The organism is Nocardioides daeguensis (assembly GCF_019192965.1).
GTDB classification, from domain to species: domain Bacteria; phylum Actinomycetota; class Actinomycetes; order Propionibacteriales; family Nocardioidaceae; genus Nocardioides; species Nocardioides daeguensis.
The window spans coordinates 188,107-212,721 of the sequence record NZ_JAHTKU010000001.1 but is presented as its reverse complement, the minus strand read 5'-3'; the positions used below and the strand labels follow the sequence as shown (position 1 = coordinate 212,721).

General features: G+C 69.8%; 20 protein-coding genes and 1 tRNA gene. 16 read left to right on the top strand and 5 right to left on the bottom strand.

The genetic code is table 11. The features are described 5' to 3' along the window. Positions 1 to 26: 26 nt before the first annotated feature. From trpC to pyk, 8 genes are all read left to right on the top strand, one after another. Positions 27 to 833, top strand: a complete 807-nt coding sequence (trpC, locus tag KU893_RS00995; protein ID WP_218232432.1) for an indole-3-glycerol phosphate synthase TrpC — start codon at positions 27 to 29, stop codon at positions 831 to 833. Further along, positions 830 to 2,062, top strand: a complete 1,233-nt coding sequence (gene trpB, locus KU893_RS00990; RefSeq protein WP_218232431.1) for a tryptophan synthase subunit beta — start codon at positions 830 to 832, stop codon at positions 2,060 to 2,062. The genes trpC and trpB overlap by 4 nt, the downstream gene beginning before the upstream one ends. Beyond that, positions 2,059 to 2,868, top strand: a complete 810-nt coding sequence (gene trpA / locus KU893_RS00985; protein ID WP_218232430.1) for a tryptophan synthase subunit alpha — start codon at positions 2,059 to 2,061, stop codon at positions 2,866 to 2,868. The genes trpB and trpA overlap by 4 nt, the downstream gene beginning before the upstream one ends. Next, the gene (locus KU893_RS00980) at positions 2,855 to 3,454 is read left to right on the top strand and encodes an SCO family protein (protein WP_218232429.1); all 600 of its coding nucleotides are present in this window, start codon (positions 2,855 to 2,857) and stop codon (positions 3,452 to 3,454) included. The genes trpA and KU893_RS00980 overlap by 14 nt, the downstream gene beginning before the upstream one ends. A gap of 3 nt (positions 3,455 to 3,457) precedes the next feature. Next, positions 3,458 to 4,402 carry a prolipoprotein diacylglyceryl transferase gene (gene lgt, locus KU893_RS00975; RefSeq protein WP_257441088.1) on the top strand — a complete coding sequence of 315 codons (945 nt, stop codon included), beginning with the start codon at positions 3,458 to 3,460 and terminating at the stop codon, positions 4,400 to 4,402. A gap of 139 nt (positions 4,403 to 4,541) precedes the next feature. After that, positions 4,542 to 9,107 carry a glutamate synthase large subunit gene (gene gltB / locus KU893_RS00970; RefSeq protein ID WP_218232428.1) on the top strand — a complete coding sequence of 1,522 codons (4,566 nt, stop codon included), beginning with the start codon at positions 4,542 to 4,544 and terminating at the stop codon, positions 9,105 to 9,107. Then, positions 9,100 to 10,569, top strand: a complete 1,470-nt coding sequence (locus tag KU893_RS00965) for a glutamate synthase subunit beta (RefSeq protein ID WP_218232427.1) — start codon at positions 9,100 to 9,102, stop codon at positions 10,567 to 10,569. The genes gltB and KU893_RS00965 overlap by 8 nt, the downstream gene beginning before the upstream one ends. 88 nt (positions 10,570 to 10,657) lie before the next feature. Continuing rightward, positions 10,658 to 12,124: a pyruvate kinase gene (gene pyk, locus KU893_RS00960; RefSeq protein ID WP_218232426.1), complete on the top strand. Its 1,467-nt coding sequence runs from the start codon at positions 10,658 to 10,660 to the stop codon at positions 12,122 to 12,124. Between the two features lie 283 nt (positions 12,125 to 12,407). Here pyk and KU893_RS00955 read toward each other — a convergent pair. Beyond that, positions 12,408 to 12,493 (bottom strand) — tRNA-Leu (locus tag KU893_RS00955). Positions 12,494 to 12,562: 69 nt separating this feature from the next. Here KU893_RS00955 and KU893_RS00950 point away from each other — a divergent pair. The 6 genes from KU893_RS00950 (at position 12,563) to KU893_RS00925 (ending at position 18,182) form a co-directional block, all read left to right on the top strand. Continuing rightward, a complete protein-coding gene (locus KU893_RS00950; protein WP_218232425.1) occupies positions 12,563 to 13,180 on the top strand; it encodes an ANTAR domain-containing response regulator in 618 nt (205 codons plus the stop codon). A 213-nt stretch (positions 13,181 to 13,393) separates the two neighbouring features. Further along, on the top strand, positions 13,394 to 14,500 hold the full coding sequence (locus KU893_RS00945) for a branched-chain amino acid ABC transporter substrate-binding protein (protein ID WP_218232424.1): 1,107 nt from the start codon (positions 13,394 to 13,396) through the stop codon (positions 14,498 to 14,500). A 90-nt stretch (positions 14,501 to 14,590) separates the two neighbouring features. Beyond that, positions 14,591 to 15,580, top strand: coding sequence for a branched-chain amino acid ABC transporter permease (locus KU893_RS00940; protein ID WP_218232423.1), 990 nt, complete (start codon positions 14,591 to 14,593; stop codon positions 15,578 to 15,580). Next, a complete protein-coding gene (locus KU893_RS00935; RefSeq protein ID WP_218232422.1) occupies positions 15,577 to 16,701 on the top strand; it encodes a branched-chain amino acid ABC transporter permease in 1,125 nt (374 codons plus the stop codon). Before KU893_RS00940 ends, KU893_RS00935 begins: the two co-directional genes overlap by 4 nt. Next, complete coding sequence (locus KU893_RS00930; RefSeq protein ID WP_218232421.1) at positions 16,694 to 17,473, top strand: ABC transporter ATP-binding protein; 780 nt, start codon at positions 16,694 to 16,696, stop codon at positions 17,471 to 17,473. Before KU893_RS00935 ends, KU893_RS00930 begins: the two co-directional genes overlap by 8 nt. After that, positions 17,463 to 18,182 carry an ABC transporter ATP-binding protein gene (locus KU893_RS00925; RefSeq protein ID WP_218232420.1) on the top strand — a complete coding sequence of 240 codons (720 nt, stop codon included), beginning with the start codon at positions 17,463 to 17,465 and terminating at the stop codon, positions 18,180 to 18,182. The genes KU893_RS00930 and KU893_RS00925 overlap by 11 nt, the downstream gene beginning before the upstream one ends. A gap of 71 nt (positions 18,183 to 18,253) precedes the next feature. Here the strand turns inward: KU893_RS00925 and KU893_RS00920 are convergent, their stop codons facing one another. The 3 genes from KU893_RS00920 to KU893_RS00910 are packed head-to-tail and all read right to left on the bottom strand — an operon-like array spanning position 18,254 to position 20,656. Next, positions 18,254 to 19,015, bottom strand: a complete 762-nt coding sequence (locus tag KU893_RS00920; RefSeq protein ID WP_218232419.1) for an amino acid ABC transporter ATP-binding protein — start codon at positions 19,013 to 19,015, stop codon at positions 18,254 to 18,256. Further along, on the bottom strand, positions 19,012 to 19,818 hold the full coding sequence (locus KU893_RS00915) for an amino acid ABC transporter permease (protein WP_218232418.1): 807 nt from the start codon (positions 19,816 to 19,818) through the stop codon (positions 19,012 to 19,014). The genes KU893_RS00920 and KU893_RS00915 overlap by 4 nt, the downstream gene beginning before the upstream one ends. A 46-nt stretch (positions 19,819 to 19,864) precedes the next feature. Beyond that, positions 19,865 to 20,656 (bottom strand): ABC transporter substrate-binding protein, encoded by a 792-nt coding sequence (locus tag KU893_RS00910; protein ID WP_218232417.1) that lies wholly within the window; start codon positions 20,654 to 20,656, stop codon positions 19,865 to 19,867. Between the two features lie 218 nt (positions 20,657 to 20,874). Here KU893_RS00910 and KU893_RS00905 point away from each other — a divergent pair, with 218 nt between their 5' ends. Next, positions 20,875 to 21,450, top strand: coding sequence for a GNAT family N-acetyltransferase (locus KU893_RS00905; RefSeq protein WP_257441094.1), 576 nt, complete (start codon positions 20,875 to 20,877; stop codon positions 21,448 to 21,450). On the opposite strand, the gene KU893_RS00900 is transcribed toward KU893_RS00905, so the two are convergent. Then, positions 21,447 to 21,875 carry a hotdog fold thioesterase gene (locus KU893_RS00900; protein WP_218232416.1) on the bottom strand — a complete coding sequence of 143 codons (429 nt, stop codon included), beginning with the start codon at positions 21,873 to 21,875 and terminating at the stop codon, positions 21,447 to 21,449. The genes KU893_RS00905 and KU893_RS00900 overlap by 4 nt on opposite strands. A 41-nt stretch (positions 21,876 to 21,916) precedes the next feature. Here KU893_RS00900 and polA point away from each other — a divergent pair, with 41 nt between their 5' ends. Next, entirely contained in the window at positions 21,917 to 24,613 is a 2,697-nt protein-coding gene (gene polA / locus KU893_RS00895) for a DNA polymerase I (RefSeq protein ID WP_218232415.1), read from the top strand. Positions 24,614 to 24,615 lie beyond the last annotated feature (2 nt).

Genomic DNA, 24,615 nt, shown 5'->3' with positions numbered 1-24,615 from the left:
GTCAGAAAACGTCACGGAGGCGTCAGATGTCGGCCCCCCAGGCCACCCAGCCCACGGTGCTGGACGGGATCCTCGCCGGAGTCCTCGAGGACCTCGCCGCCCGTCAGGCGATCACCTCGGAGGCGGACCTGCGGGCCGCACTGGCCGACGTCGACGCGCCGCGCGACCCGATGCCCCACTTCCGCGCCCCCGGCTCGAGCGTGATCGCCGAGGTGAAGCGCAAGAGCCCCAGCAAGGGTGCGCTCGCCGACATCGCGGACCCGGCCGCGCTGGCGGTCGAGTACGCCGCCGGCGGCGCCGGTGCGATCAGCGTGCTGACCGAGCAGCGCCGGTTCGGCGGCAGCCTCGCCGACCTGCGCGCGGTGCGGGCCGCGGTCGACGTACCGGTGCTCCGCAAGGACTTCATCGTCACCGAGTACCAGCTCCTCGAGGCCCGCGCGGCCGGCGCCGACCTGGCGCTGCTGATGGTGGTCTCGCTGCCCGGCGAGCGGCTGCGCCGACTCCACGACTTCGCCCGCGAGCTCGGCCTCACCGTGCTCATGGAGGTCCACGACGAGGAGGAGACCGCCCGCGCGGTCGAGGTGGGCGCCGAGCTGATCGGCGTCAACGCCCGCAACCTCAAGACGCTCGAGGTCGACCTCGACGTCTTCGGCAGGCTCGCGCCCCTCGTCCCCGACGACCGGGTGAAGGTCGCGGAGTCCGGCATCTTCGGGCCCCAGGACGTCGAGCGGTTCGTCGGCGAGGGCGCCCGCGTGGTGCTCGTCGGCGAGGCGCTCGTGAAGGACGGCGCACCGCGCCAGGCAGTCGCAGCGATGACGGGGATCCACGGATGAGCAAGGCTGGTTCGACGGGCAGCTACGACGCCGACGCGCTCGGCTGGTTCGGTGGTGCGGGCGCCTTCGGCGGCCGCTTCATGCCGGAGGCGCTGATCGCGGCGCTCGACGAGCTCGACACCGCCTGGCAGGGCGCGATGGCGGACCCGGAGTTCACCGGAGAGTTCGAGCGGCTGCTGCACGAGTACGCCGCCGTCCCGAGCATGCTCTACGACGCCACCCGGCTCTCCGAGCACGCCGGCGCCCGGATCCTGCTCAAGCGCGAGGACCTCAACCACACGGGCGCCCACAAGATCCGCAACGTGCTCGGCCAGGCGCTGCTCACCAAGCGGATGGGCAAGACCCGCGTGATCGCCGAGACCGGCGCCGGTCAGCACGGCGTCGCGTCGGCCACCGCTGCGGCCTACCTCGGCCTCGACTGCACCGTCTACATGGGCGAGGTCGACACCGAGCGGCAGGCCCTCAACGTCGCGCGGATGCAGCTGCTCGGCGCCGAGGTGATCCCGGTCACCAGCGGCTCGCGCACCCTCAAGGACGCCATCAACGAGGCGCTGCGCGACTGGGTCGCCAGCGTCGACGAGACGGCCTACCTGTTCGGCACCGCCGCCGGCCCGCACCCGTTCCCGAGCCTGGTCCTCAGCTTCGTGCGGGGCATCGGCGACGAGGCGCGCCAGCAGTGCCTCGACCAGTACGGCGCCCTGCCGGACGCGGTCGCCGCCTGCGTGGGCGGCGGGTCCAACGCGATCGGCCTGTTCGCGGGCTTCGTCGACGACCCCGAGGTCGCGATCTACGGCTTCGAGGCGGGCGGTGACGGCGTCGAGACCGGTCGGCACGCCGCGACGATCTTCGCCGGCACGATCGGTGTCCTCCACGGCGCGCGCACCTACGTGCTGCAGGACGAGGACGGCCAGACCGTCGAGTCGCACTCGATCTCGGCCGGACTCGACTACCCCGGCGTCGGACCGCAGCACTCCGCGCTGGCGGCGGCCGGCCGGGCGACCTACCTGCCGGTCACCGACGCCGAGGCCATGGACGCGATGTCCCTGCTGGCCCGCACCGAGGGGATCATCCCCGCGATCGAGTCCGCACACGCCGTCGCGGGCGCGTTGCGGGTCGCCAAGGAGCGGCCGGGCCAGACGATCCTGGTCAACCTCTCCGGGCGCGGCGACAAGGACATGGGCACGGCCCTGGAGTACTTCGGGCTCGGCACCGCGGGAGAGAAGAAGTGAGCACCAGCACCGCGTTCGCGAAGGCCCGCGCCGAGGGCCGGGCGGCCCTGGTCGGCTACCTGCCGGCCGGCTTCCCTGACGTCGAGGGCAGCATCGCCGCGCTCCGGGTGATGGTCGAGTCCGGGTGCGACGTCATCGAGATCGGGCTGCCCTACAGCGACCCGGTCATGGACGGCCCGATCATCCAGGCCGCCGCGCAGCAGGCGCTCGACGCCGGGATCCGCACCGCCGACGTGCTGCGGGTCGTCGAGGCGGTCGCCGCCACCGGCACGCCCACCCTCGTGATGACCTACTGGAACCCCGTCGAGCGGTACGGCGTCGAGCGGTTCGCCCAGGACCTGGCGAACGCCGGGGGAGCGGGCCTGATCACGCCCGACCTCACCCCGGACTACGCGCCCGAGTGGATCGCCGCCGCCGACGAGCGCGACCTCGACAAGGTCTTCCTCGTCGCCCCGTCGTCCACCGACGAGCGGATCGCGCTGACCACCGCGGCCTCGCGCGGCTTCGTCTACGCCACCGGGATCATGGGCGTGACCGGCACCAAGCAGGCGACGGCCGCGGGCGTGGCCCCGCTGATCGCCCGCACCAAGGCGCTGAGCCCGAAGGGTGGCGCCGACCTGCCGGTCGGCGTCGGCGTCGGCGTCAGCACCGGTGCGCAGGCGGCCGACCTGGCGGCGTACGCCGACGGGGTGATCGTGGGCTCCGCGTTCGTCCGCACCCTTCTCGAGCACCCCGGCGACCGGGCCGCGGGACTGGCGGCGCTGGCCGCGCTCACCGAGGAGCTGGCCGGAGGTGTTCGTGCGTAGGCTCGCGGCGCTCCTCGCCCTGCTCGGCCTCGCGCTCGCCGCCTGCACGAGTGAGCCCGAGACCTTCACCGGCAGCCGGCTGACCAACCCCTACAAGCCGGCCGACATCGCCCTCACCGACACCAACGGCGCCCCGTACTCGCTCGGGACCGACACGACCAAGCCGCTCACCATCGTGTTCTTCGGCTACACCAGCTGCGAGGACTACTGCCCGATGGTGATGAACAACCTGTCGGCGGCGCTCAACCGGCTCGACTCGGCCGACCGCAAGAAGGTCGACGTGGTCTTCGTGACCACCGACCCCGACCGCGACGACGAGAAGAAGCTGCGCGCCTACCTCGACCAGTACGGCGAGGGCTTCATCGGCCTCACCGGCGACCTCGAGACGATCATCGCGGTCGGCGACCCGCTGCACGTCTACGTCAACGACGGCGTCAAGCTGCCCACCGGCGGCTACGACCTCGGCGGACACTCCACCTTCACCCTCGCCATCGACAGCGACCACGAGGCGGTCGCGCTGTGGAACCAGGAGACCTCCAGCACGGAGTTCGCCGCCGACATCCACACCCTGCTCACCGAGGACTGAGACGTGCTCCAGCTGATCACCGCCACCATCCCGAGCCCAGCGCAGGGTGTGTGGCACCTCGGCCCGTTCCCGCTGCGCGGCTACGCGCTGTGCATCATCCTCGGCATCGTCGTGGCGATCTGGATCGGCGAGAAGCGCTGGCAGGCCCGCGGCGGCACCCTCGGCGAGGTCCAGGACGTCGCCATCTGGGCCGTCCCGTTCGGCCTCGTCGGTGCCCGGCTCTACCACGTCGCCACCGACTGGGAGAAGTACTTCGGCTCCGGTGGTGAGCCCGTCAAGGCCCTCTACGTCTGGGAGGGCGGGCTCGGCATCTGGGGCGGCGTCGCGCTCGGCGCGCTCGGCGCCTGGATCGGCGCCCGCCGCCGGGGGATCAAGGTGCTCCCGCTCCTCGACGCGCTCGCGCCGGGCGTCCTGGTCGCCCAGGCGATCGGCCGGTGGGGCAACTGGTTCAACCAGGAGCTCTACGGCCGACCCACCGACCTGCCGTGGGGCCTGGAGATCCAGGAGAAGCACTGGCAGTGCCTCGTCGACGGCGTGCAGACCAGCGGGATCAGCTGTGGCACCGCGATGGGCGGACCGTACGCCGACGGCACGGTCTTCCACCCGACCTACCTCTACGAGTGCCTGTGGAACCTCGCGGCGTTCGCGCTCATCTTGTGGCTCGAGCGTCGCTACCGCCTCGGCCACGGCCGGGTGATGGCCGTCTACGTGATGGCCTACACGCTGGGCCGCGGCTGGATCGAGTACCTCCGCGTCGACAACGTGCAGCTGGAGGACGTCTTCGGCCTGCGGTTCAACGTGTGGACCTCGATCGTGCTGTTCGTGCTCGCCGCCGCCTACTTCGCCTGGGCGACGAAGAACCGGCCCGGTCGCGAGGAGAGCGTGTACGTCGACGGGCGGACGCCCGCAGATGTGACCGGCGCCGCGTCCACGGACGAAAACGGATGAACACACGCAGTTGACATGCTGCTAACCTGAAGACTCCGCCGCGTGGGCCAGTGCCGTCCCTTGCGCCCCACCTTCTGTAGTCCCTCGCCGGCTGACCTGCCGTCCGACGGACACAGACGTAGTCGACGGGAGAACCCTGGTGCCCTACTCGCACGCGTTCCCGCCGCCCGAGGGTCTCTACGACCCGCGTCACGAGCGGGACGCCTGTGGTGTCGCCTTCGTCGCGACGCTGACCGGTGTGGCCAGCCACGACATCGTGGTCAAGGCCCTGACGGCCCTGCGCAACCTCGACCACCGCGGTGCCGCGGGTGCCGAGGCCAACTCCGGAGATGGCGCCGGAATCCTCCTTCAGGTCCCCGACGCGTTCCTGCGCGCGGTCGCCGCTGACGCGGGGATCACGCTGCCGGTCGCCGGCACGTACGCCGTGGGCACGGCCTTCCTGCCCGGCGACGAGGGCCAGGTCGCCAAGACCCGGGCCCGGATCGAGGAGATCGCTGCCGAAGAGGGCCTCGTCGTCCTCGGCTGGCGCGAGGTCCCGGTCGAGCCGAGCATCCTGGGCACCATGGCGCTCAGCGTCATGCCGAGCTTCGCCCAGCTCTTCGTCCAGGCCCCCGGCGGCGCGCTGAACGGCATGGACCTCGAGCGCCTCGCCTTCTGCCTGCGCAAGCGGGCCGAGCGGGAGACCGACGTCTACTTCCCGTCGCTGTCGTCGCGCACCCTGGCCTACAAGGGCATGTTGACGACCGACCAGCTCGACAACTTCTTCCCCGACCTGCGCGACGAGCGGATGGCCTCGGCGATCGGTGTCGTGCACTCGCGGTTCTCCACGAACACCTTCCCGAGCTGGCCGCTGTCGCACCCGTTCCGGTTCATCGCCCACAACGGCGAGATCAACACCGTCATGGGCAACCGCAACTGGATGCGGGCCCGTGAGGCGCTGCTGGGCTCCGACGCGATCCCCGGCGACCTGGAGCGGCTGTACCCGATCTGCACGCCGGGCGCGTCCGACTCGGCGTCCTTCGACGAGGTCCTCGAGCTGCTCCACATGGGTGGCCGCAGCCTGCCGCACGCGGTGCTGATGATGATCCCGGAGGCGTGGGAGAACCACACCGAGATGGACGAGAAGCGGCGCGACTTCTACCGCTTCCACTCCGCCACCATGGAGCCGTGGGACGGACCGGCGTGCGTCGTGTTCACCGACGGCACCCAGATCGGCGCGGTCCTCGACCGCAACGGCCTGCGTCCCTCCCGCTTCTGGGTCACCGACGACGGCCTGGTCGTCCTCGCCTCCGAGGTCGGCGTGCTCGACCTCGACCCGGCCACCGTGGTCCGCAAGGGCCGCCTCCAGCCGGGCCGGATGTTCCTCGTCGACACCGACGAGCACCGCATCATCGAGGACGAGGAGATCAAGGACCAGCTCGCCTCGGAGCACCCGTACGGCGAGTGGCTGCACGGCGGGATCATCCACCTCGACGACATCCCCGAGCGTGAGCACATCGTGCACACCCACGCCTCGGTCACGCGTCGCCAGCAGATCTTCGGCTACACCGAGGAGGAGCTGCGGGTCATCCTCACGCCGATGGCCAACACCGGCGGCGAGCCGCTCGGCTCGATGGGCACCGACACGCCGATCGCCGCACTCAGCGACAAGCCGCGGCTGCTGTTCGACTACTTCAGCCAACTGTTCGCGCAGGTCACCAACCCGCCGCTGGACGCCATCCGCGAGGAGCTCGTCACCTCGCTCAACGGCACCATCGGTCCGGAGGCCAACCTGCTCCAGCCCGGCCCGGCGTCCTGCCGCCAGATCGTGGTCCCCTTCCCGGTCATCTCCAACGACGACCTGGTGAAGATCCGCCACATCAACCGCGACGGCGACCACCCCGGGTTCCAGACCCACGTGGCCCGGGGCCTGTACGACGTCAACGGCGGCGGCGCCGCGATGGCGGCCCGGCTCGACGAGATCTGCCAGGAGGTGTCGGCCGCGATCGAGGCCGGCGCGCGGATCATCGTGCTCTCCGACCGGCACGCGACGGTCGACCTCGCACCGATCCCGTCGCTGCTGCTCACCGGTGCGGTGCACCACCACCTGGTCCGGGAGAAGACCCGGACCCAGGTCGGCCTGCTCGTCGAGGCCGGCGACGTCCGCGAGGTGCACCACGTGGCGCTCCTCGTCGGGTACGGCGCGGCGGCGGTCAACCCGTACCTCGCCATGGAGAGCGTGGAGGACCTCGCTCGCGAGGGCTACTACGTCAAGGCCGAGCCCGAGCAGGCGGTCAAGAACCTCGTCAAGGCGCTCGGCAAGGGCGTCGTGAAGGTGATGTCGAAGATCGGCGTGAGCACCGTGGCGTCGTACACGGGTGCGCAGATCTTCGAGTGCATCGGCCTCTCGCAGTCGGTCGTCGACCGGTACTTCACCGGCACGACCTCCAAGCTGGGCGGCGTCGAGCTCGACGTCGTGGCCCAGGAGGTCGCCGCGCGGCACGCCAAGGCGTACCCGCCGGCCGGCATCGCGCCCGCGCACCGCGAGCTCGAGATCGGTGGCGAGTACCAGTGGCGTCGCGAGGGTGAGCCGCACCTGTTCAACCCGGAGACGGTCTTCCGCCTGCAGCACTCCACGCGGACCGGTCGCTACGACATCTTCAAGCAGTACACGAAGGCCGTCGACGACCAGTCCGAGAAGCTGATGACGCTGCGTGGGCTGTTCAAGTTCAAGGACGCCGGCGCGTTCGGTCGCACGCCGATCCCGATCGACGAGGTCGAGCCGGTGTCGGAGATCGTCAAGCGGTTCTCGACCGGTGCCATGTCCTACGGCTCGATCTCCCGTGAGGCGCACGAGACCCTGGCCATCGCCATGAACCGGCTGGGCGCCAAGTCCAACACCGGCGAGGGCGGCGAGGACTCCGAGCGGCTGCACGACCCCGAGCGCCGCAGCTCGATCAAGCAGGTCGCCTCCGGCCGCTTCGGCGTCACCTCGGAGTACCTCACCAACGCCGACGACATCCAGATCAAGATGGCGCAGGGCGCGAAGCCCGGTGAGGGCGGCCAGCTGCCCGGCAACAAGGTCTACCCGTGGGTGGCCAAGACCCGGCACTCCACGCCGGGCGTCGGCCTGATCAGCCCGCCGCCGCACCACGACATCTACTCGATCGAGGACCTGGCTCAGCTGATCCACGACCTCAAGAACGCCAACCCGTCGGCCCGCGTCCACGTGAAGCTGGTCTCCGAGGTCGGTGTCGGCACGGTCGCGGCCGGTGTGTCCAAGGCCCACGCGGACGTCGTCCTGATCTCCGGTCACGACGGCGGCACGGGTGCGTCCCCGCTGACCTCGCTCAAGCACGCCGGTGGTCCCTGGGAGCTCGGCCTGGCCGAGACCCAGCAGACGCTGCTGCTCAACGGCCTGCGCGACCGGATCGTCGTGCAGACCGACGGCCAGCTCAAGACCGGCCGCGACGTGGTCATCGCCGCACTGCTCGGCGCCGAGGAGTTCGGCTTCGCGACCGCCCCGCTGGTGGTCTCGGGCTGCATCCTGATGCGGGTCTGCCACCTCGACACCTGCCCGGTGGGCGTCGCGACCCAGAACCCGACCCTGCGCTCGCGGTTCAGCGGCAAGGCCGAGTACGTCGTGAACTTCTTCGAGTTCATCGCCGAGGAGGTCCGCGAGCTGCTCGCGCAGCTGGGCTTCCGGTCGATCGAGGAGGCCATCGGCCAGGTCGAGGTGCTCGACACCGTCGACGCCGAGCGGCACTGGAAGGCGAAGGGCCTCGACCTCGCGCCGATCCTGCACAAGGTCGACGTCGCCGAGACGCACTTCCCCGACCAGGACCTGCGCAACACCGGCAGCCAGGAGCACGGTCTGGAGAAGTCGCTCGACGTCACCGAGATCCTGCCGCTCGCAGCACCGGCCCTCGAGTCGGGGGAACCTGTCCGGGCCCAGCTGTCGATCCGCAACGTCAACCGCACCGTCGGCACGATCCTCGGCCACGAGGTCACCAAGAAGTACGGCGGCGCGGGGCTGCCCGACGGGACGATCGACCTGACGTTCGTCGGCTCCGCCGGCCAGTCCTTCGGCGCCTTCGTGCCCCGCGGCATCACGCTGCGGCTCGAGGGCGACGCCAACGACTACGTCGGCAAGGGCCTCTCGGGCGGCCGGATCGCGATCCGGCCCGACCGGAGCGCCACGTTCCGGGCCGAGGAGCACATCATCGCCGGCAACACCATCGCCTACGGCGCCACCTCGGGTGAGGTCTTCATCCGCGGTGGCGTGGGCGAGCGGTGCTGCGTGCGCAACTCGGGTGCGACCATCGTGACCGAAGGCGTGGGCGACCACGGCTGCGAGTACATGACGGGCGGGCGTGTGGTCGTCCTCGGCAAGACCGGCCGCAACTTCGCGGCCGGCATGTCGGGCGGCATCGCGTGGGTCCTCGACCTCAAGGACTTCCGGGTCAACGCCGAGCTCGTCGACCTGCGTCCGGTGAGCGAGCAGTACGCCGCGGAGCTGCAGGACATCGTGCGCAAGCACTTCGAGGAGACCGGTTCCACGGTCGCCGAGGCGCTGCTGGCCGACTGGGAGGCCGCGCTGCCGCGGTTCACCGAGGTCATGCCGCGCGACTACGCCAAGGTCCTGGCGGTCCAGGCCGAGGCCGAGGCCGCGGGCCTCGACGCCGACGCCGCCGCCGCACGAGTGATGGAGGTGCTCCATGGCTGACCCGAAGGGTTTCCTCAAGAACACCCGCGAGGTGGCCGAGCGTCGTCCGGTCGAGGAGCGGGTGAAGGACTGGGACGAGGTCTACCCGGGCGGGATCGGTCGCGCGCTGCTGCCGATCATCAGCGTCCAGGCCAGCCGCTGCATGGACTGCGGGATCCCGTTCTGCCACTCCGGCTGCCCGCTGGGCAACATCATCCCGGAGTGGAACGACCTGGTCTGGCGCGACGACTGGGACGGTGCCATCGAGCGCCTGCACGCGACCAACAACTTCCCGGAGTTCACCGGTCGCCTCTGCCCGGCTCCCTGCGAGACGGCGTGTGTGCTCGGCATCAACCAGCCGGCGGTCACGATCAAGAACATCGAGGTCTCGATCATCGACCGGGCCTATGAGTCGGGCTTCGTGCGGCCGCAGCCGCCCGAGTGGCTGACCGGCAAGACCGTGGCCGTCATCGGCTCCGGTCCCGCGGGTCTCGCCGCCGCCCAGCAGCTCACCCGGGCCGGCCACACCGTGGCCGTCTACGAGCGGGCCGACCAGCCCGGTGGCCTGCTGCGCTACGGCATCCCCGAGTTCAAGATGGAGAAGAAGCACCTCGAGCGGCGCCTCGACCAGATGCGCCGCGAGGGCACGGTCTTCCGCTCCGGCGTCGAGGTCGGCACCGGCAAGCTCACCGGTGACGCGCTCAAGGACCGGTTCGACGCCGTGGTCCTGGCCGTCGGCTCCACCGTCCCGCGCGACCTGCCGGTCCCGGGCCGCGAGCTCAAGGGCATCCACCAGGCGATGGAGTTCCTCCCGCAGGCCAACCGGGTCGCGCTGGGGGAGACGGTCGAGGACCAGATCCGCGCCGACGGCAAGCACGTCGTCATCATCGGCGGCGGTGACACGGGTGCCGACTGCCTCGGCACCTCGATCCGCCAGGGCGCGGCCTCGATCACGCAGCTCGAGATCATGCCCCAGCCGACGGAGGACCGTCCGGCCGGGCAGCCGTGGCCGACGTACCCGATGATCTACCGGGTCTCCTCCGCGCACGAGGAGGGCGGCGAGCGGGTCTACGCCGTCTCGACCAAGGAGTTCCTCGGCGACGAGGACGGCAACGTCCGGGCCCTGCGCCTGGTCGAGGTCTCCTTCGAGGCCGGCAAGCTGGTCGAGCACGAGGGCACCGAGCGGGAGATCCCGGCCGACCTGGTCCTCTTCGCGATGGGCTTCCTCGGCCCCGAGCAGCCCGGCCTGGTCGAGCAGCTCGGCCTGGAGCTCGACGAGCGCGGCAACATCAAGCGCGACAACAGTTATGCGACCAACGTCGAGGGCGTCTTCGTCGCCGGTGACGCCGGTCGCGGCCAGTCGCTCATCGTGTGGGCGATCGCCGAGGGCCGTGCGGCCGCCGCCGGGGTGGACACCTTCCTCACCGGCAGCACCCAGCTGCCCGCGCCGATCCCGCCGACGGCACGACCGCTGGTGGTCTGAGGCATCCGACGACCCGGCTCGTCCTGGCACACCCAGGGCGAGCCGGGTCGGCGTTTTTGACGTTCCAACTGCCCGATAGGCTCGGCGCGTGCGGAGAGCCAAGATCGTGTGCACCCTGGGTCCGGCCACCAGCTCGGAGCGGAGGATCCGCGAGCTCGTGTACGCCGGCATGGACGTCGCCCGTCTCAACATGAGCCACGGCAGCCACGAGCAGCACGCCGAGGCCTACCGCCTGGTCCGCGAGGCCTCGGACGCCTCCGGTCACGGCGTCGGCATCCTCGCCGACCTCCAGGGCCCCAAGATCCGCCTCGAGCGCTTCGCCGACGGGCCGGTCCAGCTCCAGCGCGGCCAGCGCTGGACGATCACCACGCGCGACGTCCTCGGCGACGCCGAGATCTGCGGGACGACGTACAAGGGCCTCCCGGGCGACGTGTCGCCCGGCGACCCGCTGCTCATCGACGACGGCAAGGTCCGGCTGCGCGTCGTCGAGGTCGTCGACGGGACCGACGTGGTCACCGAGGTCCTGGTGGCCGGCAAGGTGAGCAACAACAAGGGCATCAACCTGCCGGGCGTCGCCGTGTCGGTGCCCGCGCTGTCGGACAAGGACACCGCCGACCTGCGCTTCGCGCTGCGCCTCGGCGTGGACTTCATCGCCCTGAGCTTCGTGCGCAACGCCGCCGACGCCGAGGACGTGCGCGCCATCATGCGCGAGGAGGGGATCGTGGTCCCCGTCATCGCGAAGATCGAGAAGCCGCAGGCCATCGACAACCTCGACGAGGTGATCGACGCCTTCGACGCGTTCATGGTCGCCCGCGGCGACCTCGGCGTGGAGTGCCCGCTGGAGGAGGTGCCCTTCTTGCAGAAGAAGATCATCGTCGCCGCGCGCAGCAACGCGAAGCCGGTCATCGTCGCCACCCAGATGCTGGAGTCGATGGTGACCAACCCCGCACCGACCCGTGCTGAGGCGAGCGACGTCGCCAACGCGGTGCTCGACGGCGCCGACGCGGTCATGCTCTCCGGCGAGACCAGTGTGGGGGAGCACCCCGTGCACACGGTCGAGACGATGGCCCGGATCATCACCGCCACCGAGGAGCACGCCCTCGTCGACGAGAGCTTCAGCCGCTTCGGCCGCATCGAGTGGGACCCCCACACCACCTCGGGCGTGATCACCAAGGCCGCCGAGGAGGTGGCGCAGCGCGTCGGCGCGAAGTACGTCGTCGCCTTCACCCAGTCCGGCGACTCCGCCCGTCGCCTGGCCCGCCTCCGCAGCCCGATCCCGGTCCTCGCCTTCACCCCCGAGGCGCGCGCCCGCTCCCAGCTCGCCGTCAGCTGGGGCGTCGAGGCGTTCAAGACCTCCACGGTGGAGCACACCGACGAGATGGTGCGCCAGGTCGACGAGGAGCTGCTCAAGATCGGCCGGGTCAAGGAGGGCGACCGCGTCGTCATCGTCGCCGGCAGCCCCCCGGGCATCCCGGGTTCGACCAACGCCCTGCGGGTGCACCGGATGGGCGACGCGATCAACGAGGTCGCGCCGGCCTACCGACGGGCGCGCTGAGGCTGAGGTCTTCGGTCCGATCAGCGCGTCCAGCCGCGCCACCGCCGCCCGGCGGGACACGCTGATCACCCGGGCGTTGGACCGCCGCCACGGGATCTCGACCAGGTCGAGCGCCCAATCACGATCGGCGGATGGTCCTGATCGCGACGCCGTGCTTCGCAGCGTTGTCGGCGTCAGGCATGCCCGCATCCGAGTCGCGCAGGGCGCTCCCGACGACGTCGGTCGAACGGACGTGAACCATGACTCAGTCTCTGTCGAGACCTCGACAGATTGGATCCAGTTCTGGTGCCGGGTGTGGGATTCGAACCCACACGCCCTTTCGGACAATGGTGTTTGAGACCATCGCGTCTGCCGTTCCGCCAACCCGGCTCTTCTCGAATCAACCGTAGCCGAGGCACTCCTCGAGCCGTGCACCGCCCGGCCCGATAGCCTGACCTCGTGACCGAGACCGCCCCGAACGACCTGCCGCAGCCCCGCACCGTGGTCATCGCCGAGGACGAGACCCTGATCCGGATGGACCTCGCCGAGATGCTGGCCGAGGAGGGGTACGACGTCGTGGGGCAGGCCGGCGACGGTCAGAAGGCGATCGAGCTCGCCGAGGAGCTGCGCCCCGACCTGGTCATCCTCGACGTGAAGATGCCGGTGCTCGACGGGATCGCGGCGGCCGAGGCGATCGCCGGGCAGCGGATCGCGCCGGTGGTGATGCTGACGGCGTTCTCGCAGCGCGACCTGGTGGAGCGGGCGCGGGAGGCCGGGGCGATGTCGTATCTCGTCAAGCCGTTCTCCCAGTCCGACCTGGTGCCGGCGATCGAGATGGCGGTGAGCCGGTTCGCGGAGATCCGGCAGCTCGAGAACGAGGTCAGCGACCTCACCGAGCGGCTCGAGACGCGCAAGGCGGTTGACCGGGCCAAGGGCATCCTGCAGGAGCAGCTGTCCCTCTCGGAGTCCGAGGCGTTCCGGTGGATCCAGAAGACGGCGATGGACCTGCGCATGTCGATGCGCGAGGTGGCCGACGGCGTCGTCACCCACGGCGTGCCCGGCGCACCCACCTCCTGACCGGGCCCGAGGCGTAGATCCTTCGTCGTTCGCGTCGTCCAGGTAACAGATTCGTCATCATTTGTGACCTGGGCCACCGAGTTGCTTCCAACGGGGCCCTGAGCCGGTGTAGGTTCCCGCGGCAGGACATCCCGGCGGGTGGCGACCGCTGCCTGCCGGATCGATCAAGGAAGCGGGACTGTCTTGAGGCGTAACAAGGTATTCGCGGCCGGCGTGGCGACGCTGGCTCTCGGTCTGAGCCTGACGGCATGCGGCACGACGGAAGACAAGGGCGACGGTGGCGGCGACGCCGGCTGCGACCTGAGCCTCGCGTTCTTCGGCCCGGAGACCGGCGACGCGGCGGGCCTCGGAAAGCCGATCATCCAGGGCGCGCAGCTCGCCATCGACCAGCACAACGAGGACGCCGACTGCAAGGTCAAGTACGTCAAGTACGACTCGCAGGGCAGCCCCGACGAGGCGCCGGCGCTCGCGACCGAGGCCGCTGGCGACGAGAGCGTCATCGGCATCGTCGGCCCCGCGTTCTCCGGTGAGTCGGCCGCAGCCGGCGACACCTTCGCCGAGGCGGGCCTGCCGACGATCACGCCGTCGGCCACCAACCCGACCCTGGCGGACAACGGCTGGGACACCTTCCACCGCGCGCTCGGCAACGACGCCACCCAGGGCCCGGCGGCCGCGCGCTACATCAAGGACACCTTGAAGGCGTCCAGCGTCTTCGTCATCGACGACGCCTCCGAGTACGGCGCCGGCCTGGCCGGCATCGTCGAGAAGGACCTCGGCGGCGCGGTCAAGGGCACCGACACCATCCAGCAGAAGCAGACCGACTTCTCGGCGACCGTCACCAAGGTGACCGACGCCAAGCCGGACGCGGTCTTCTTCGGCGGCTACTACGCCGAGGCGACCATCCTCATCGGCCAGCTCCGCGACGGTGGCTTCGACGGCAAGTTCGTCGTCGCCGACGGCGTCAAGGACCCGGCCTTCCTCGACGCCGGGAAGGCGGCCGAGGGCACCATCATCACCTGCCCCTGCATCCCGGACACCGACCCGGCCGTCGCCGACTTCGCCAAGGCGTACTCCGCGGAGTTCGGTGAGGCGCCCGGCACCTACGCCGCGGAGGCCTACGACGCCGCGAGCATCTTCCTCGCCGGCATCGAGGACGGCATCGACAACCGCGAGGACATGCTCAAGTTCGTCAACGACTACGACGAGAAGGGCATCACCAAGCAGCTGAAGTTCGACGACAAGGGTGAGCCGGCCGACGTTCACGTCTACGCCTACACCGTCAAGGACGGGGCGATCGTCCCCGAGGGCGAGATCAAGTGATCGACGGCTGATCCGTCCGACACGACAGGCGACACGGCCGGGGACTGAGTCCCCGGCCGTGTCACTGTCCCGAACTGGGGGCCAGGAGCCTTGAACTTCGAATTCCTCTTCAACAACCTTCCCGAACTCACCATCACCGGGCTCGCGTTCGGTGCCATCTATGCGCTGATCGCGCTCGGCTACACGATGGTCTACGGCGTGCTCCAGCTGATCAACTTCGCCCACTCCGAGGTGTTCATGTACGGCACCTTCGCGATGCTGTGGACGGTCATGGCCCTCGGCGGCCGCGAGGCCGACGGCGTCAAGCTGGTCGCGATCATGATCGCCGCGCTCTTCGCGGCCATGCTCGTCTCCGCGCTCGTCGCACTGCTGCTCGAACGCGTCGCCTACCGCCCGCTGCTCAAGCGGGACGCACCGCGCCTGATCGCGCTGATCTCGGCCATCGGCGCCTCCTTCGTGCTGGCCGAGCTGATGGGTCTGCGTGACCGGATCGCCGGTTGGTTCGGTCTCGACGACGACCTCAGCGAGTACGTGTCCGGTGCCCGCATCAACAACAGCATGGCGGGAGTCATCGAGAAGCCGCGTTGGGACGTCGCCGGGGTTTCCATCTCCAGCATCGACGTGCTGGTCATCGTCGCTGCGGTGGGCATGATGGTGCTGCTCGACCAGTTCGTGCGTCGGTCCCGGCTCGGTAAGGGGATCCGGGCCACCGCCCAGGACCCCGAGACGGCCGCGTTGATGGGCGTGAACCCGACGCGTACCATCCAGATCACCTTCTTCATCGGAGGTGTGATGGCCGGTATCGCCGCCTTCCTCTACATGCTGAAGATCGAGACGACCCGCTACGACGTCGGCTTCCTGCTCGGCGTCAAGGCGTTCACGGCCGCAGTCCTGGGCGGCATCGGAAACCTGCGCGGCGCCCTCCTGGGTGGCTTGGTGCTGGGGGTCGCCGAGAACTGGGGATCGGCTCTCTTCGGCAGCGAGTGGCGCGACGTGATCGCGTTCGTGCTGCTGGTCCTCATCCTGCTGGTCCGGCCCACCGGCCTCCTCGGCGAGTCGCTCGGAAAGGCACGCGCATGAAGAACAAGCTCACGGCCCTTCCGAAGCCGGTCAAGGTCCTGTTGTGGGTGCTGCTCGCGCTGTTCGCGTACGCGCTCCCGCTGCTCGAGCCACCGATCATCTCGACGCCGGGCGTCGACTTCGGTGGTGTCCTCTTCACGGTCAGCATCTACTGCCTGGTGGCGCTCGGCCTCAACATCGTCGTCGGGTACGCCGGACTGCTTGACCTCGGCTATGTCGGCTTCTACGCAATCGGGGCCTACACGGTCGCGATCCTCACCTCGTTCCACGCCAGCTGGCCGCTGCTCCTGGCCATCCCGGTCGGAGTCGTGGCCGCGATGGTCTCGGGTGTCATCCTGGGCGCGCCGACCCTGCGTGTGCGCGGCGACTACCTCGCCATCGTGACGCTCGGCTTCGGTGAGATCATCCGGCTGGTCGCGGTCAACACCGAGTGGCTCGGCGACACCCGAGGCATCAAGAACATCGCCAAGCCGCCGGGCGTCGGTGGCGAGGAGGGGCTGTTCCAGATCCCGCACCTGTTCTGGGGTGACGGCACGGTGCTGCTGGACACCGACGACAAGACGAAGTTCCTCTTCTTCGGCGTCCTCGACCAGATCCCGTACTACTGGATGGGCCTGACCGCGGTCATCATCGTGCTGATCGCGGACATCCTGATCAAGAACAGCCGGGTGGGCCGTGCCTGGGAGGCGACGCGTGAGGACGAGGACGCCGCCGAGCTGATGGGCGTCCCCACCTTCAAGTTCAAGCTGCTCGCGTTCGCGACCGGCGCGTTCGTCGGCGGTCTCGCCGGCGGGCTCTACGCCAGCCGCCAGGGCTTCATCAACCCGCAGTCCTTCCTGCTGTTGTTCTCGATCCTCTACCTCGCGTCGGTCGTGGTCGGTGGCCAGGGGAACCGGTGGGGTGTCCTGGTCGGCGCCACCCTGGTCGCCTACCTGCCCCAACGGTTCCGGGAATTCGACGACTTCCGGGTGCTGGTCTTCGGTCTCGCGCTCGTCGTGCTCGCCGCGGTACGGCCGCAGGGTCTGCTGCCTCCGCGCCGGACGGTGCGGGCGAAGAAGCTCGAGCACGACCTCGAAGAGCTCGAGGAAGGTACCGGGGAAGAGGAGGCCGCCCATGCCTGAGGCAATTCTCGACGTCCAGAACGTCACCTTGAAGTTCGGCGGCCTCACGGCCCTCGACGACGTGTCGTTCCACATCAACGAGGGCGAGATCCTCGGCCTGATCGGGCCCAACGGCGCCGGCAAGACGACCTGCTTCAACGCGGTGACCGGCGTCTACCGACCCACGAGCGGCAACATCTTGTTCCAGGGAGCGTCGATCGTCGGGCTGAAGAAGCACGCGATCACGAAGAGCGGCATCGCCCGGACGTTCCAGAACATCCGGCTGTTCCCGACCATGACCGCCCTGGAGAACGTGCTGGTCGGCGCGGACGCCCAGCACAGCACAGGCATGTTGTCGGCGCTGTTCCGGCTGCCGAAGCACCGCCGAGAGGAGAAGGACGGCCACGACCGGGCGATGGAGGTGCTCAGGTTCATGGGCATCCACCGCAAGGCTGACGAGCTGGCCGCCAACCTCTCGTACGGCGACCAGCGGCGCCTGGAGATCGCGCGGGCGATGGCCACCGGCCCGAAGCTCATCTGCCTCGACGAGCCCGCGGCCGGCTTCAACCCGGCCGAGAAGGTCGAGCTGATGAACCTGATCCGGAAGGTCCGTGACCAGGGCTACACCGTGTTGCTCATCGAACACGACATGCGGCTCGTCATGGGCGTGACCGACCGGATCGTCGTGCTGGAGTTCGGCCGCAAGATCGCCGAGGGCGTGCCCGCCGAGATCCGTGACAACCCGGCGGTCATCGCCGCCTACCTGGGAGTGGACGAAGAAGATGCTTCTTGAGGTCGAGGGCCTCTGTGTCAACTACGGACACATCGAGGCGATCCGTGACATCAGCTTCAGCGTTCCCGAGGGGACCGTCACGACCCTGATCGGCGCCAACGGCGCCGGCAAGACGACGACGCTGAAGACCATCTCCGGCCTGCGCAAGATCCGGGCAGGCTCGATCCGCTTCGAGGGCAAGGACATCAACGAGGTCCCTCCCTACGAGCGGGTCAAGCTGGGGATCGGCCAGTCGCCCGAGGGGCGGCGCTGCTTCATCGGCATGACCGTGCGCGAGAACCTGGAGATGGGGGCGTTCACGCGCAACGACCGCAAGTCGGCGGCCTACCGGGAGGACATGGAGCGCGTTCTCACGCTCTTCCCGCGGTTGGCGGAGCGGATCGACCAGGTCTCCGGCACCATGTCCGGCGGTGAGCAGCAGATGCTGGCCATCGGCCGCGCGTTGATGGCACGGCCGCGCCTGCTGCTGCTCGACGAGCCGTCGATGGGCCTGGCGCCCAAGCTGATCCAGCAGATCTTCACGATCATCACCGAGATCAACGAGCAGGGCACCACCGTCCTGCTGGTGGAGCAGAACGCCGCCCAGGCGCTCAAGCGCTCGCACGACGCCCACATCCTCGAGACCGGCGAGATCGTCCGGTCGGGCACGGGTGCCGAGCTCGCCGTCGACCCGGCGGTCAAGGCCGCCTACCTCGGTGGCGACGTGTAGCGGCGAGAACCTCAGGTACGACGAAGGCCCCGGGCGGATCGCCCGGGGCCTTCGTCGTGCTGGGAACGTGCTCAGAGGACCTTCGAGAGGAACGACTGGGTGCGCTCGTGCTGCGGGTTGGACAGCACGTCGACGGGCAGGCCCTCCTCGACGACGACACCCCCGTCCATGAAGACCAGCTTGTCGCCGACCTCGCGGGCGAACCCCATCTCGTGGGTGACCACCATCATCGTCATGCCCTCCTGTGCGAGGTCCTTCATGACGCCGAGCACGTCGCCGACCAGCTCGGGGTCGAGGGCGCTCGTGGGCTCGTCGAAGAGCATCATGTCGGGGTTCATCGACAGGGCCCGCGCGATCGCCACCCGTTGCTGCTGACCGCCGGAGAGGTGCGCCGGGTAGGCCGACTCCTTCTCCGAGAGGCCGACCTTGGCGAGGTTCTGCCGGGCGATCCGGACCGCCTCGTCCTTGCCCCGGCCCCGCACGCTGCGCTGGGCCAGGGTCAGGTTCTTCAGGACCGACAGGTGCGGGAACAGGTTGAACTGCTGGAAGACCATGCCGATCCGCGAGCGCACCTCGTCGAGGTCGACCTTGCGGTCGCAGATGTCGACGCCCTCGATCAGGATCTCGCCGGCCGACGGCTCCTCGAGCCGGTTGACGCAGCGCAGCAGCGTCGACTTGCCGGACCCGGAGGGACCGATCACGCACACCACCTGGCCGGCGGCGACGTGGAAGTCGATGCCCTTGAGGACCTCGTGGCGGCCGTAGTGCTTGTGCAGGCCGCGGACCTCGATGGCGGGCAAGGACCCGGGCTCGGGCTGGACGGACGCGGTCATCGGACGGCCTTCCTCTGGCGACGCTCGAGCCAGGCGACGAGCTGGGTGAGCGGAAGCGTGATGATCAGGTACAGCAGCGCCGCCTGGATCAGGCTCGTCGCCGTACCCGAGGAGGGGCCGCTGGACAGGAAGTCACGGGCCACTGAGGTCAGCTCGCGCTCGCTGGCTGCGGCGCCCAACAGGAACAGCAGGGCGGTGTCCTTGATCAGCAGCACGAACTCGTTGGTCAGCGGCGGGATGACGATCCGGAACGCCTGGGGAAGCACCACCTTGACGGTCGTGGCTCCCGGGCGCATGCCCAGGGACCGCGCGGCCTCGGTCTGCCCCTTCGGCACGGCCTGGATGCCGGCGCGCAGCGTCTCCGCCATGTACGCGCCGGCCACCATGATCAGACCGATCAGTCCGGCGCCGATCGTGCCGCCCGGCGGAGTCCAGCCGAAGGCGATCGGCAGGCCGAACGACATGAAGATCATGACCACCAGGGCCGGCAGTCCCCGGAAGAACTCGATGTACGCGGTCGCCAGCCAGCGGTACGGCGCGACCGGCGAGAGCCGCATCAGCGCCAGCACCAGGCCGAGCGCCAGGCCACCGGCGAAGGCGATCGCGGTGTACTTGACCGTGTTGACCAGGCCGGTCCCGATCAGGTCGCCCCAGTTGCCGTCAGCCCAGTCGACGCCGTCCGGGTTCCAGAAGTTCTGCCTGATCGTGGACCAGTCGGCCACCAGCGCCAGCGTGATCGCCGCCGCCGCGAGGACGACATACAACGACACCTGGACCAGGAGCGCGCGTTCCCTGCGGGTCACCCCAGTAGTTCCTCTCCGCGACGGTTCGGATCAGTCCGGTCCCGGATCAGTTCTCTGTCGAGAAGTACTTGTTGTAGATCTCGTCGTAGGTGCCGTCGGAGTGCATCTCCTCGAGCGCGCCGTTGACGTCGTCGACGAGCTTGCTGTTGCCCTTCTTGATGGCGAAGCCGTACTCCTCGTCGGTGTCGTAGGTCTCCACGACCTTGAATGCGCCGTCGGTGGTGTGGTCGAGGTTGACCGGGAGGTCCTGCAGCAGGGCCTCGACCTGGCCGGCCTTGATCGCCTGGAACATCTCGGCGTCGCTGGGGAAGGTGACGACCTCGGCGCCGGTGGCGTTCTCCTCGGTGTAGGTCTTGCCGGTGGTGCCCTGCTGGACGCCGACCTTGACGCCCTTGAGGTCGTCGATCGAGGCGATCTTGCTGTCGGCGGGGACGAGCAGCGACTGCTTGGAGTCGTAGTAGCCGTCGGAGAAGTCGAGGTTCTTCTTGCGGTCGTCGGTGATCGTCATCGCGGAGGCAGCCAGATCGCACTGCTTGGCGTTGAGGGCCTGGCCGCTCTGCAGGGCGTCGAAGGAGGAGTCCTTGATCACGAGCTTCAGGTCGAGGCGATCGGCCACCTCGGAGACGATGTCGACGTCGAAGCCCTTGAAGCCGGTGTCGCTGGACTTGTCGAAGTCCTCGAACGGCGGGTAGGGCACGTCGGAGCAGACCGTGAGGGTGTCCTTCTTGACGAGATCGGCGCCGCTGGCGGACTTGCCGCCGTCGTCGGACCCACACGCGCTGAGGGCGAAGGTGGCGAGGGCGGTCAGGGCGAGGGCGGTGATGCGCGACTTCTGCATGAGCGGCACTCTAGGCCCCTGCCGTCGAGCGCGGCGAGGCTGTCGGGGACCTGCTCTCGCCGGAAACCCGCTTTCGTGTCTCGTATCCGAGAACGTCGGATGACTTGGGTGGGTCCCACCCCTGTCGGCGCGCCGATCAGGAGGCGTAGGGTGTCGCCTCGGGCCGCCGCACGGCGGCCGGTTGGGGATGTCTTCTTGGGGTGAGGGGGCCGGGCCCGGTGAGTCGATTTTCGCTGATCACGCGTGCTGCCACGCGGGAGGACGCCCCTGCGCTCGCTCAGCTGTGGAACGACGCCGTGCGCCGCGCCGACCCGGCCGAGCAGGTCGCCGACCTCGAGCTGATCATCAAGGCAGCCGCGGCGTCGCCGGAGCAGCGCCTCGTCGTCGTCGAGTACGACGGCCAGCTGGCCGGCGCCGTCTACCTCCGGATCACCACGCTCTCGCCGTTGAACCTCGACCCGTGCGTCCAGGCGATCCACCCGCGGGTCTTCGACGCGTGCCGGCGCCACGGGGTGGGCCACGCGCTGATGGAGGCCGCCACCGCGTTCGCGGAGGAGAACGGCGTCCTGCACGTCGTCACCGCGGTGCCGCACTCCTCGCGCGAGTCCAACCGGTTCATGGCACGGCTCGGCCTGGCGCCGGTCGTGATGTACCGGATCGCCCCGACCACGCTGCTGCGCAGCCGGGTCTCGCCCCAGCGCCAGCAGGGCGGCGTCGACGGCCGTACCCGGGTGCTCGCCGCCCGACGCTCGCTGCGCCGGGCCCGGGCCGAGCGGCTCGTCCTGCCGGACTAGCCCTGCTTCTTCGCGGGGTCGCGCTCCAGCAGGGCGCAGGTGATCCGCGAGGTGCACACGCGCCGGCCGGCGTCGTCGCTGACGACGATCTCGAAGCTGGCCATGGTGCGGCCGCGGTGCAGCGGCGTGGCGACGCCGGTGACGGTGCCGGAGGTCGCCGAGCGGTGGTGGGTGGCGTTGATGTCGGTGCCGACCGCGAACCGGTCCGGTCCGGCGTGGATCGCCGCGGCGACCGAGCCGAGGGTCTCGGCGAGCACGACCGACGCGCCGCCGTGGAGCAGGCCGTAGGGCTGGGTGTTGCCCTCGACGGGCATCGTGGCGACCACGCGGTCCGCGGTGACCTCGACGAGCTCGATGCCCATCCGCTCGTTGAGGGCACCCATGTGGGAGCGCATGAAGTCGGCGATGTCGTCGATGGTCGTCATGGGCCGAAACCATAGTCGGAGGGCATCGGTAGAGTCGGCGGGTGCCCGAGACGACTCGCCCGCGACTCCTCCTGCTGGACGGCCACTCGCTGGCCTACCGCGCCTTCTTCGCCCTCCCGGTCGAGAACTTCTCGACGGCGACGGGCCAGAACACCAACGCGGTCTACGGGTTCACCTCGATGCTGGTCAACGTGCTCCGCGACGAGCAGCCGACCCACGTGGCGGTGGCCTTCGACGTCTCGCGCCAGACCTTCCGCACCGAGGAGTACTCCGAGTACAAGGCCAAGCGCAACAAGACGCCGGGGGAGTTCAGCAGCCAGCTGCCGCTGATCGAGCGGATGCTGACGTCGTTCTCGATTCCGTTCCTCAAGGTGCCCGGCTACGAGGCCGACGACATCATCGCGACGCTGGTGACCCAGGCGCTCGCCGACGAGACGAGCGGTCTCGAGGTGCTGATCCTGACCGGTGACCGCGACTCCATCCAGCTGGTCACCGACCGCTCGACCGTCCTCTACCCCATGCGCGGCGTCTCCGACCTGTCCCGGATGACACCCGCCTTCGTCGAGGAGAAGTACGGCGTCCCGCCGCACCGCTACCCCGAGCTGGCCGCGATCGTGGGCGAGCAGTCCGACAACCTCCCCGGCGTGCCCGGCGTCGGCGCGGGCTTCGCGGCGAAGTGGATCAACACCTACGACGGGCTCGACAACGTCATCGCCCAGGCCGACAAGATCACCGGCAAGAAGGGCGAGGCGTTCCGCGAGCACCTCGGCGACGTGATCCGCAACCGCCGGCTCAACGCGCTGGTGCGCGACCTCGACCTCGGGGTCACGATCGACGACCTCGCCCTCAAGGAGTGGGACCGCTCCTCGGCGCTCGAGCTGCTCGACGAGCTGGAGTTCCGCGGCGAGCTGCGCACCCGGATCCTCGACGTGGTCGCGCCGGGCGAGGACGTGCAGGTGGAGGCCGGCGTCGAGCTCGACGGCACCACCCTCACCGCCGACGCGGTCGCGCCCTGGCTCGACAAGATCGGCGACGCGACCGTCGGCCTGGCGGTGCGCGGCGCGTGGGGCAGTGGCACCGGCCGCGTCGACGGCCTGGCCCTGGCGCTCGCCGACGGCCGGGCGGCGTACGTCGACGTCGCGACGATGAGCGCCGCCGACGACGCCGCGGTCGCGGCCTGGCTGGCCGATCCCACACGCCCGAAGGTGCTCCACGACGCCAAGGGGCCGCTGCTCGCGCTCGCCGCCCAGGGCTGGCGGCTCGCCGGCGTCGTCGAGGACACCGCGCTCGCGGCCTACCTGGTCGCGCCCGACCAGCGCTCCTACGACCTGGCCGACCTCACCCTGCGCTACCTGCACCGCGAGCTCAGCCAGGCCCAGGACCCCGACCAGGGCGAGCTGCTCTTCGACGACGGCGACGACCAGGGCGGCATCGCGACCAGCGCGATGGTGCAGGCCCGGGCCGCCCTCGACCTGTCCGCCGAGCTGGCCGACGAGGTCGAGAAGGCGGGCGGCCACCGGCTGCTGACCGCGGTCGAGCTGCCGCTCGTCGGGATCCTCGCCGGCATGGAGCAGACCGGCATCGCCATCGACGTCGACCACCTCGAGGGGCTCCAGGCCCACTTCGGCGAGGAGGTCCGCGCCGAGGCCCAGAAGGCCTACGAGGTGATCGGCCAGGAGATCAACCTGGGCTCTCCCAAGCAGCTGCAGGTCGTGCTGTTCGACGAGCTCAACATGCCGAAGACCAAGCGCACCAAGACCGGCTACACGACCGACGCCGATGCGCTGCAGGGCCTGTTCAAGCAGACCGAGCACCCGTTCCTGCTGCACCTGCTTCGTCATCGCGAGGTGATCCGGCTGCGGCAGACCATCGAGGGTCTGCTCAAGACGGTCCAGCCCGACGGTCGGATCCACACCACCTTCCACCAGACCATCGCCGCCACCGGACGGCTCTCCAGCACCGAGCCCAACCTGCAGAACATCCCGGTCCGCACCGAGGAGGGCCGCCGGATCCGCGAGAGCTTCGTCGTCGGCAGCGGCTACGCGTCGCTGATGACCGCCGACTACAGCCAGATCGAGATGCGGATCATGGCGCACCTCTCGGAGGACGAGCTGCTCATCGAGGCGTTCCGCTCCGGCCGCGACTTCCACGCCGAGACCGCCGCCCGCGTCTTCGACGTCGCGCCCGACGCCGTCACCCCGGAGATGCGGGCCAAGATCAAGGCGATGAACTACGGCCTCGCCTACGGCCTGTCCGCCTTCGGACTGTCCCAGCAGCTCGGCATCGAGCCCGGCGAGGCCAGCGGCCTGATGACGGAGTACTTCGAGACCTTCGGCGGCATCCGCGACTACCTCACCGGCGTCGTCGACGAGGCCCGCCGGACCGGCTTCACCGAGACCATCATGGGCCGTCGGCGCTACCTGCCCGACCTCACCAGCGACAACCGGATGCGCCGCGAGGCCGCCGAGCGGATGGCGCTCAACGCCCCCATCCAGGGCTCGGCCGCCGACCTGATCAAGGTCGCCATGCTGCACACCGACGCAGCCCTCAAGGACGCCGGCCTGGCCTCGCGGATGCTGCTGCAGGTCCACGACGAGCTCGTCTTCGAGGTCGCCGACGGCGAGCAGGACGCGCTCGAGGCGCTGGTCCGCGAGCAGATGGCCGGCGCCGCCGACCTCACCGTCCCGCTCGACGTCTCGGTCGGCACCGGCCGGTCCTGGCACGAGGCCGCGCACTAGCC

What these genes read in the sequence shown, in the direction of transcription:
- trpC (WP_218232432.1), top strand. Translation starts at nt 27, where the DNA reads ATGTCGGCCCCCCAGGCCACCCAGCCCACGGTGCTGGACGGGATCCTC.
- trpB (WP_218232431.1), top strand. Translation starts at nt 830, where the DNA reads ATGAGCAAGGCTGGTTCGACGGGCAGCTACGACGCCGACGCGCTCGGC.
- KU893_RS00965 (WP_218232427.1), top strand. Translation starts at nt 9,100, where the DNA reads ATGGCTGACCCGAAGGGTTTCCTCAAGAACACCCGCGAGGTGGCCGAG.
- KU893_RS00935 (WP_218232422.1), top strand. Translation starts at nt 15,577, where the DNA reads ATGAAGAACAAGCTCACGGCCCTTCCGAAGCCGGTCAAGGTCCTGTTG.
- KU893_RS00930 (WP_218232421.1), top strand. Translation starts at nt 16,694, where the DNA reads ATGCCTGAGGCAATTCTCGACGTCCAGAACGTCACCTTGAAGTTCGGC.
- KU893_RS00925 (WP_218232420.1), top strand. Translation starts at nt 17,463, where the DNA reads ATGCTTCTTGAGGTCGAGGGCCTCTGTGTCAACTACGGACACATCGAG.
- KU893_RS00920 (WP_218232419.1), bottom strand. Translation starts at nt 19,015, where the DNA reads ATGACCGCGTCCGTCCAGCCCGAGCCCGGGTCCTTGCCCGCCATCGAG.
- KU893_RS00910 (WP_218232417.1), bottom strand. Translation starts at nt 20,656, where the DNA reads ATGCAGAAGTCGCGCATCACCGCCCTCGCCCTGACCGCCCTCGCCACC.
- KU893_RS00900 (WP_218232416.1), bottom strand. Translation starts at nt 21,875, where the DNA reads ATGACGACCATCGACGACATCGCCGACTTCATGCGCTCCCACATGGGT.